This is a genomic window from Myxococcus sp. AM011 (assembly GCF_013372595.1).
Lineage (GTDB): Bacteria > Myxococcota > Myxococcia > Myxococcales > Myxococcaceae > Myxococcus > Myxococcus eversor.
In genome coordinates this window covers 1-8,587 of record NZ_JABXEM010000369.1, presented here as the reverse complement: position 1 = coordinate 8,587, position 8,587 = coordinate 1, and the positions used below count along the sequence as shown (strand labels likewise).

Genomic DNA, 8,587 nt, shown 5'->3' with positions numbered 1-8,587 from the left:
GGCGGGAAACCGGCATGGGACAGCTCCACCCGGTAGTCGGTGGCTCCCAGCCGGAACAACGAGGAGAAGGCCGCCTTGTCGCCGTACGTGGCCTCCGGGAGGTCCACCCGGTCCTCGACGGTGAGCTCCGCGCTCCCTCGGCCGGTTTCGGCCAGGTCGGTGAAGGGCAGAGGTCCCTGGATGAAGAAACCGTCCGGATGCTCGGTCCGCGCGCTGGCCTGCCGGCCCTCGAACGTGAACCCGCCTGGCCCCGCGGCCAGCAACCCGGACAACAGAAACGTGGTGAGAGGTCCCGCCATCGACGCTGCCTCCTTGTGGAACAAGGTAGGCAGCGGAGCGGGGAACGGCAGTCCCCTCTCTCCAAGAAGACTAGATGAGGCCTCGAGCCCGGCGGATCTGCTCCACCGTCTTGTTGTACTCGATGTCGAAGGCGCTGGTGCCCTCCTGCAGGTGCTTCAGGCGGGAGCGAGCCTCCTTGTCGATTTCATCATCCACGTCCAGGTGATGCTTCATCACCGCGAAGATCTTCTGGCGGATGACGTTGTCGGCCGCGAAGACCTCCTCGACGTTCCGGCTGATGAGGAGGAATTCGATCATCTGGTTGATGACGAACTCGATGCCCTCGTCCCCCATCTTGAAGCCGCGAACATCCGCCATCTCGCGCTTCACCTGGTTGAACTTGGAGTAGTCATATCCGCGACGCTCCAGGGCCTCTCGCGTCGCCTGGTTCACACGCTCTTCGTTCGCCAGGTACTCACGCATGATCGCCGACAGGTCCATCTCGGCGTCGGCCACGCGCATCGGCTCCACCTCGATGTCCGCATCCTGCATGAGCCGCTGAATCGCTTCTCGCGAGATGATCGGGATCACCTTCGGATACAGCCTCATGTCGGTCCCTCGCCCTCTTTGGACGGCTCGAATCGTCAACCGCTATAAATCAGCGCCGAGCCCAGTCGCAATTAAAAACCCCAGGAACGTCGCGGTTCCAGCGCACTTCCCCCGCAGTCCGAAGTGGAAATTAATCACGCGGCACCGGGTGGCGACCCTCCCTGCGATTTTTCGTTCGCCGGTTCGACGGCATCGTCGAGGGATGCTTCCCGGACAGGGTCCTCGGCCTCTTCGTCAGGGTGTCCGTGAAGCCCCGCATGGACACGCTCCGCGACGGCCGGGCCCACGACTTCCGCCAGCTCCTCGATGCTCGCCTCGCCCACGCGTTTGAGTGAACCGAAGTGCCGCAAGAGCGTCTTGCGCCGCACCTCCCCCACCCCCGGAATGTCCTCCAGCGCCGAGCGCACCCGGCTCTTGCGCATCACCTGCTTCTGGAAGGTGATGGCGAAGCGGTGCGCCTCGTCCCTCATGCGCGTCAGCATGAACATCTCCGCCGAGTTCTGCGCCAGGACGATGGGGTCCTTTCGCCCCACGACGAACACCCGTTCGGGGCTCTTCGCGCTCTCCGCGTCCCGGTCGAAGACCTCCAGGTCTCGGCTCTTGGCCAGGCCGACGACGTCGACGGAGTCCACGCCCAGGTCCTTCATGGCGGCGTGAGCGCTGGCGAGCTGCCCCTTGCCGCCGTCGATGACGAGCAGGTCCGGCAGATCTCCGTCCTCCAGCCCCCGTTTGAGGCGGCGCGTCACGACCTCGTACATGCTGGCGAAGTCGTCCTGCTTCTCCAGCGTCTTGATCTTGTACTTCCGGTACCGGGACTTGTCCGCTTCGCCGTCGGTGACGGCCACCTGCGAGGCGACGATGGCGGAGCTCTGGAAGTGCGAGATGTCGAAGCACTCCATGCGGCGCGGAAAGTTCTTGAGGTTCAGCCGCTGTTGGAGGCGCGAGAGCACCTGGTCCGTCTCGTCCTTGGTGCGGCGGCGCTCCAGGAAGGCCTGTTCGGCGTTCTTCGCCGCCATCTGCACCAACTCGTGCTTCTCCCCTCGCTTGGGGACCAGCACGCGCACGCGCTCGCCCTTCCGCTCGGTGAGCAGGCCCTCGAGTCCTTCCGTGCCGTCCTCCGGGTCCAGCGGCAGCAGCACCTCCTCCGGCACGAAGCTGCCCTGGTCGTAGTAGAGGTTCACGAACGAGGCGAGCAGCTCCTCGTTGGGGAACTCCTGGTTGCCGAAGGGGAAGGCCTGGCCGCCGTTGAGCCGGCCCTGCCGCACCCAGAGGACGTAGAACATGATGCGGTCGCCTTCACGGAACAGCGCGAAGACGTCCTGGTCCTTGAAGTCCGTGGTGGCGATCTTCTGGCGCTCCAGGCTGCGCTCAATCGCCAGGAGCTGGTCTCTCACCCGCGCGGCCTCCTCGAACTTCAGCTCCTGGGCCGAGCGCTTCATGCGCAGGCGGAGGCCCTCCACCAGTTCGCTGGCCTTGCCCTCCAGGAACATCACCACCTCGTCCACGCTGCGGTGGTAGTCGTCCTCGGGCACCGGGTGGACGCAGGGCGCCGGGCAGCGGCCGATCTGGAACAGCAGACAGGGCCGCTTGCGGTTGGCCAGCACGTGGTCCGTGCAGGTGCGCAGGCGGAAGTAGCGGTTGATGATGCGCAGCGTCTCGCGGATGGCGCCCGCGCTGGAGTACGGGCCGAAGTAGCGCGCGCCGTCGCGCTCGTACTTGCGGACGACTTCCAGGCGCGGATAGGCGTGGGTGCGGTCCAGGCGCAGGGAGATGAACTGCTTGTCGTCCTTGAGCAGGACGTTGAAGCGCGGGCGGTGCTTCTTGATGAGCTCGTTCTCGAGGAGCAGCGCCTCCTTCTCGTTGTGGACGAGCACCGTGTCGAGGTCGCCGAGCAGCTCATCCAGCAGCGACACGAAGACGCGCGTGTCCCCGGTGCGCGTGAAGTACGAGCGCACGCGGCTGCGCAGGTTGATGGCCTTGCCCACGTAGATGATTTGACCCCGGCGGTCCTTCATCAGGTACACGCCGGGCTCGGTGGGAAGGGCGTCGAGCTTCTCCTGGAGCTTCACGTCCATGGCAGACGCCTCCTAACGGCGCCCTCGCGCCCGGCCGCCCTTGCCCCGTCCCCGCTTCGGGGCGTCGTCCGGCGCCTTCGCCGGCCCCTTCAACAGGAAGCGTGAGGCGGGCTTGAGCCCCAGGTCCATGTCCTTGAGCAGTTGCACCTTGTCCCGGTACTCGGCGGCCTTCTCGAACTCCATCGACTCGGCGGCGCGCTGCATCTCCTCGGTGAACTCCTTCACCAGCCGCTTGATCTCCTTCGCGTCGAGCACGTCGTCCTCACCCTCGGCCGCCATGGGTAACGTGCCGCTGCCCTCCGCGTCGTAGGCGTGCTCGGAGAAGTTGGTGATGTTGCTCTTGATGGAGCGAGGGGTGATGCCGTGGGCCTTGTTGTGCTGCCGCTGGATTTCGCGGCGGCGCGACGTCTCCTCCAGCGCCTTCTTCATCGAGTCGGTGATGGAGTCCGCGTACATGATGACGCGGCCATTCAGGTTGCGCGCGGCGCGGCCGATGGTCTGGATGAGCGACACGTGGCTGCGCAGGAAGCCCTCCTTGTCCGCGTCGAGGATGGCGACCAGGGACACCTCGGGGATGTCCAGGCCCTCGCGCAGCAGGTTGATGCCCACCAGCACGTCGAACTCGCCCTTGCGCAAGTCCCGGATGATGGCCATGCGCTCAATCGCGTCGATGTCCGAGTGCAGATAGCGCACGCGCACGCCCACGTCCGCGTAGTACTCGGTGAGGTCCTCCGCCATGCGCTTGGTGAGCGTCGTCACCAGGACGCGCTCGTTGCGCGTGACGCGCAGGCGCACCTCCTCGAGCAGGTCATCGACCTGGTTGCCGACCGGGCGCGTCTCCACTTCCGGGTCCGTCAGGCCGGTGGGGCGGATGATCTGCTCCACCACGACGCCCTGGGACTTCTGGAGCTCGTACTCGGACGGCGTGGCGGAGACGAAGACGGCCTGGGGCACCAGCTCCTCGAACTCACCGAACTTCAGCGGGCGGTTGTCCAACGCGCTGGGCATGCGGAAGCCGAAGTTGACCAGCGTCTCCTTGCGCGCGCGGTCGCCACGGTACATCGCGCCAATCTGCGGCACCGTCTGGTGGCTCTCGTCGATGAGGACCAGCAGGTTGCGCGGGAAGTAGTCGATGAGGCACGGGGGCGGCTCGCCCGTGGAGCGGCCCGAGAAGTGCCGCGAGTAGTTCTCGATGCCGTTGCAGTAGCCGACCTGCTCAATCATCTCCAGGTCGAACATCGTGCGCTGCTCCAGCCGCTGCGCCTCCAGCAGCTTCCCCTCGCGCTTGAACGTCTGCAGTTGCTCGGACAGCTCGTCGCGGATGGTCTGCAGCGCGCGCTTGCGCATGTCCTCGCCCGCGACGTAGTGGCTGGCGGGGAAGATGACGATTTTGTCGAGCGTGCCCAGCGTGACGCCGCGCAGCGGGTCGAACTCGGTGATTCGCTCCACCTCGTCGCCGAAGAAGCTGACGCGCACCGCGCGCTCCTCCTCGTATGCGGGAAACACCTCCACGGTATCGCCGCGCGTGCGGAAGGTGCCTCGGTGGAAGTCCATGTCGTTGCGGTCGTACTGACTCTCCACCAGGCGGCGCATGAACGTGTCGCGCCCCATCTCCCCGCCCACGTCCACGCGCACCGCCAGGTCCACGTAGCTCCGGGCCGCGCCCAGGCCGTAGATGCAGGACACGCTGGCCACAATCACCACGTCGTCGCGCGTGCGCAGCGAGTGGGTGGCCGAGTGGCGCATCCGCTCGATGTTGTCGTTGATGGACGAGTCCTTCTCGATGAAGGTGTCCGACGACGGGACGTAGGCCTCGGGCTGGTAGTAGTCGTAGTACGAGACGAAGTACTCGACGGCGTTGTTCGGGAAGAGGCCCTTGAACTCGCCGTAGAGCTGCGCGGCCAGCGTCTTGTTGTGGGCGATGACCAGCGTGGGACGCTGCACGTTGGCGATGATGTTCGCCATGGTGAACGTCTTTCCGGACCCGGTGACGCCCAGGAGCGTCTGGTAGCGGTCGCCCCGCTGCACGCCCTCCGTGAGCTCGCCAATGGCCCTGGGCTGGTCTCCCTCGGGCCGGTGGTCGCTGACGATCTGGAACTCAGGCATATCCGCGAGGTTTAACACCCTCGCGGGGCGAAACACTGGACATTTGTACCCGCCCGTCGAGCGGCGGACGGAGCGGTTCCCGCCCTACTTCGATGCCCCCTCGGAGGGAGGTGTCCGGGGGGCCTTGAGTGCCTCCAGCGCCTCCAGGCGAGCGGCCTCGAACTCGTCCCCCTTGTTCCAGCGCGGCAGCTCCGTCGCGCGCGCGACGTGGGCTCCGAGCAGGAAGAACAGGCGCGCGTCCTCCACCGCGCCCGTCATGTCCCAGTCCGGGCGCAGCTCGTCGGAGGGCTGGTGGTAGTGCTTCGCCTCCCAGGCCTCGCGCTGCTGGCGGCCCCAGCCTTCCGGGCGACCGATGAAGTCCATGCCGCTGCCGAAGTAGGCGGCGGGGATGCCGCGCCTGGCGAAGTTGAACTGGTCCGAGCGGTAGAAGAAGCCCCGGTCCGACAACTGGTCCGCCTTCACCACTCGGTTCTGCGTCTTCGCCAGCGCGGTGATGACACCGTCCAGGTTGGACTTGCCCAGGCCGATGACGGTGATGTCGCGCGTGCGGCCGTGGATGTTGGCGCCGTCGATGTTGACGTTGGCGGCGACGCGGCCGGCGGGCACGGGCGGGTGCTCGGCCAGATATTGCGAACCCAGGAGGCCCTGCTCCTCCGCTGCCACGGCGGCGAAGAGGATGGAGCGTCGTGGAGCCTGGGGCATCGCACGGTAGGCCCGCGCGACCGCGAGCATCGCTGACACGCCCGCCGCGTTGTCGAGCGCGCCGTTGTAGATGGTGTCCTCGCCCGGCTTGCCACCCTCCTTCTTGCCCAGGTGGTCATGGTGCGCGCTGTAGAGCACCACCTCGCCTGACAGCTTCGCGTCGCTTCCGGGCAACATCGCCAGCACGTTGGCCGTGGGACGGCGGCGCACGTCGTTGGCGAAGCGCGTGGACACCGTCACGCCCAGCGGCACCGGCTGGAAGTCGCGCGACTGCGCGGAGGCCCGGAGCGTCTCCAGTTCTCGACCCGCGAGCTGCAACATCCGACGCGTGGCGTCCTCCGTCGTCCAGGCCTTCACCTGGAGGCGGGGGCCCGACGTCGCGGGCAGCTCGAACTGCTCGCCCGTCCACGACGACTGCACCACCTGCCACGGATAGCCCGCGCTGGCGGTGGTGTGGAGGATGATGGCGCCCGCCGCGCCCACCTTCGCCGCCTGCTCGTACTTGTAATCCCAGCGGCCGTACCAGAGCCGCGTGCGGCCCGCGAAGAGGTGGGGATCATCCTCGGGGTCGCTGTTGAGGATGAGCAGCGTCTTGCCGCGAAGGTCCATCCCCTTGAAGTCGTCCCACGCGTACTCGGGCGCCTGGATGCCGTAGCCGACGAAGACCAGCTCGGACGCCTCCAGCTTCGACTCCGGCACCTGCACGCCGGACACCGCGATGAAGTCCTCGTGGAACTTCAGCTCCGCCGTGCCCAGCGGCGCGCGAATGGACATCGTCTCCGGATGGCCGGTGACGCCCACCAGGTCGAACGGCTGGAAGTACGTGCCGTCCGTGCCCGCGGGCTTCATCCCCAGGGCCTCCAGTTGCGCGGCGATGTACGCCTGTCCCAGCGCGTCGCCCCGGGTGCCGGGGCCTCGGCCCTCGAGCAAGTCACTCGCGAGAAAGCGCACGTGCGCGCGCAACACGTCCGGGTCGATGCTGCCCGCGGCGACCTTCTCCGCGGGGGTGCTCAACGGCGCGCGCTGCGCGAGCGCGGGAACGGACGTCAGGGCCAGGAACAGTGACAGCAGGTGCTTCATGGTGCCCCGAGCCCTAACACGAAGGCCCGGGGCGCCGCAGCCCTTCAGCCCTGAGCGGCCGCCACCTTCCACGAGGTGCCGCCCGCCGTATCCATGATTTCCACGCCCTTCTCCTTCAGCGTGGCCCGCACGCGGTCCGCCGCGGCGAAGTCCTTCGCGGCCCGAGCGGCCGTCCGCTCGCCCAGCAGCCGTTCGACTTCCGCCACGTCGATGCCGCGCTCGCGCACCGCGCGCTCACGACGGCGCAGGAGCCACGCGCTCGGGTCGTCCTCGAACAGGCCGAGCACACCGGACACCTTGCGCACGTCCTCGCGCAGCGCCTGGAGCGTGCGCCCCACCATCGGCTTGTCCTTCACCGGCGGCTTGTCGGTCAGCTCGTTCATCAGATTGAAGAGGCCTGACAGCGCGCTCATGCCTCCCGCGCTGTTGAAGTCGTCGTCCATGGAGGACTCGAATTCCGCGAGGAAGCGATGCGGCTCGCCGTGGAGCGCGCCGGTGCCGAAGTCCTTCCCGGTGATGCGCTCATCCGCCTTGCGCAGCGTCTCGTAGAAGTACTCCATGCGCGACTCCGCGTCGGCCAGGGCCTTGTCGGAGAAGCTCAGCGGATGGCGGTAGTGCGTGGAGATGAAGAAGAAGCGAAGGGCCTCCGCGTCCACCTTCTCCAGCGCGTCGCGCAGGCGCACCACGTTGCCCAGCGACTTGGACATCTTCGCGCCTTCGAGGTCCAGGAAGCCGCAGTGCATCCAGTACTTCGCGAACTCCTGCCCGTTGGCGGACTCGCTCTGCGCGATTTCGTTCTCGTGGTGGGGGAAGATGAGGTCCAGCGCCCCGCCGTGGATGTCGAACGTCTCGCCGAGGTACTTCGCGCTCATCGCGGAGCACTCGATGTGCCAGCCCGGACGCCCGGGGCCCCACGGGCTCTCCCACGCGGGCTCGCCCGGCTTGGCGGCCTTCCACAGCGCGAAGTCGAGCGGCTCTCGCTTCAAATCTCCAGGCTGCACGCGCTCACCGACGCACAGCTCGTCCAGGTGCCGCTTGGACAGCTTCGCGTAGTCCTTGTCCGCGCTCACCGAGAAGTACACGTCGCCGTGGGACGCGTAGGCGAAGCCCTTGTCCACGAGCTTCTGGATGATGGCGATGATTTCGGGGAGGTGGTCGCTCACCTTCGGCGCCACGTCCGGCTCCTGCATGTGGAGCGCCTTGGCGTCCTCGCGGAAGATCTCCACGAAGCGCGAGGCCAGCGCCACCGGGGCCTCGCCCGTCTCGTGCGCGGCCTTGATGATTTTGTCGTCCACGTCCGTGAAGTTCCGGACGTAGCGGACCTTCAGGCCCCGGTACCGGAGGTAGCGGACCACCACGTCGAAGGACGTGAAGGTGCGAGCGTTCCCGATATGGATGTAACTGTAGACAGTAGGACCACAGACGTAGACCCCGACGCAGCCCGGTACAGCGGGCTCCAGCAGCTCCTTCTGCATGGTCATCGTATTGAAGAGCCGGATGGGTGGGGGAGTCACTTGCGCCATTCCTCCTGGGGGGTCCGTCTTTGTGCGTGTGACCGCCACTCTAGATTCGCGGTCCCTGAACAGGCCAGCATTCACGAGGTCCTCGGTGCCGGGAGCCCCCCGGAATCCACCGGACCTGGACAACTTCGGACGACCCGGGCCTGAGAACCTTCCAGCCGGTCCTCAATCAGCGAGAATGGTGTTCATGGCTCCAGCGAATCCCAAGCGCCCGCC

The 8,587-nt window shown here is 66.9% G+C and carries 5 protein-coding genes and 1 pseudogene; all 6 read right to left on the bottom strand.

Annotated features, from left to right (window positions below; genetic code table 11):
• Window positions 1-299 (bottom strand): annotated as a pseudogene (locus HUW62_RS43480) (hypothetical protein); the annotation flags it as partial.
• A 70-nt stretch (window positions 300-369) separates the two neighbouring features.
• Entirely contained in the window at window positions 370-888 is a 519-nt protein-coding gene (locus HUW62_RS43475; protein ID WP_163868376.1) for a DUF507 family protein, read from the bottom strand.
• 134 nt (window positions 889-1,022) lie between these two features.
• Complete coding sequence (uvrC, locus tag HUW62_RS43470) at window positions 1,023-2,963, bottom strand: excinuclease ABC subunit UvrC (RefSeq protein ID WP_176437793.1); 1,941 nt, start codon at window positions 2,961-2,963, stop codon at window positions 1,023-1,025.
• A gap of 12 nt (window positions 2,964-2,975) precedes the next feature.
• The gene (gene uvrB, locus HUW62_RS43465; RefSeq protein WP_176437792.1) at window positions 2,976-5,069 is read right to left on the bottom strand and encodes an excinuclease ABC subunit UvrB; all 2,094 of its coding nucleotides are present in this window, start codon (window positions 5,067-5,069) and stop codon (window positions 2,976-2,978) included.
• A gap of 84 nt (window positions 5,070-5,153) precedes the next feature.
• The gene (locus HUW62_RS43460) at window positions 5,154-6,851 is read right to left on the bottom strand and encodes a M28 family peptidase (protein WP_176437791.1); all 1,698 of its coding nucleotides are present in this window, start codon (window positions 6,849-6,851) and stop codon (window positions 5,154-5,156) included.
• 44 nt (window positions 6,852-6,895) lie between these two features.
• On the bottom strand, window positions 6,896-8,374 hold the full coding sequence (gene cysS, locus HUW62_RS43455; RefSeq protein ID WP_163868373.1) for a cysteine--tRNA ligase: 1,479 nt from the start codon (window positions 8,372-8,374) through the stop codon (window positions 6,896-6,898).
• Between the last annotated feature and the right edge of the window lie 213 nt (window positions 8,375-8,587).